The following is a 1,101-nucleotide window of genomic DNA, read 5'->3' as shown; positions in this document are numbered from 1 at the left end:
TTTACCACGGTGTGGTTCATGACTGGGGTGAAGTCGTAACAAGGTAGCCCTAGGGGAACCTGGGGCTGGATCACCTCCTTACCTATACGACTAACTCACATCTGAAGTATGAAAATACGTTTGAGTGTCCACACAGATATGCTTGTTATAAAGAAAGAGCAAAATAATCGAAAGGTTGTTTTTGAGGATTTTGATTCTTAATCAAGGCACTTGAAGAATTTCGTAGGGAGTGTGCTTTAGCACATGACTGAGAAACGATGAAAGTAACGCAGAGTAAGGATTAAAAAACCAAAAAGAATGGGTCTGTAGCTCAGCTGGTTAGAGCGCACCCCTGATAAGGGTGAGGTCGGTGGTTCAAGTCCACTCTGACCCACCAAATCTTCGCTTATTCATCGTTAGATTAATACTCGTTTAGAAAAACACTAAACGTCACATTAATCTGCCTTGATTAAACTCGATTTGGTGTTACCAATTGATTGATTTTGTTTGACTGCATGTAAATGGGGCTATAGCTCAGCTGGGAGAGCGCCTGCCTTGCACGCAGGAGGTCTGCGGTTCGATCCCGCATAGCTCCACCATTTACTTGATTGTTTAGAACTTAGGTTCGATAACGTTCATGTAAATACACCATTTACTTTGCTAGTCGGTTAGAAAATAATTCTAATTGACTGAGTAAACTTACTTTACCAGTAGAAAGTAAGGCATGCATTGGATAGAGATGCCAAAGATAAACGAAAATTTATCTTTGGCTTTTTTAAGCCCGTTCTTTAAAAATTTGGAAAGCTGATAGTGTTAACCTGAAAAGGGACAGCGACTTACTTGTAGGTTGTTGTTTATAGGGTTAGCGCGAAATTAAAAAATTGAGTTCTAAACACTTAAACATTAAGTGTCTTGGCTTATTGCGTCGCAGCAATAAGTGAAAAATTCTAATTTTGGCGAAAGTAGAAACCATTAGTTATGATACGGCTGTTTTAAGCTTACCCGCTTGAGACAACGAGTATTTCTCATAGAGACTTATTTGGGTTGTATGGTTAAGTGACTAAGCGTATATGGTGGATGCCTTGGCAGTCAGAGGCGATGAAGGACGTAGTAACTTGCGAT

Annotated in this window: 2 tRNA genes and 1 rRNA gene; all 3 read left to right on the top strand. The window is 40.1% G+C overall.

Annotation, left to right across the window (positions count from 1 at the left end):
* Positions 1-81, top strand: a 16S ribosomal RNA gene (locus L2729_RS21535); the annotation flags it as partial.
* Positions 82-299: 218 nt separating this feature from the next.
* Positions 300-376, top strand: a tRNA-Ile gene (locus tag L2729_RS21530).
* Between the two features lie 126 nt (positions 377-502).
* Positions 503-578: transfer RNA gene (locus L2729_RS21525), tRNA-Ala, on the top strand.
* The last annotated feature ends 523 nt before the right edge of the window (positions 579-1,101 follow it).

The sequence above is a fragment of the Shewanella gelidimarina genome (assembly GCF_023283945.1).
In the GTDB taxonomy this organism is placed as follows: Bacteria; Pseudomonadota; Gammaproteobacteria; order Enterobacterales; family Shewanellaceae; genus Shewanella; species Shewanella gelidimarina.
This window is presented reverse-complemented; position numbering and strand designations above follow the sequence as displayed.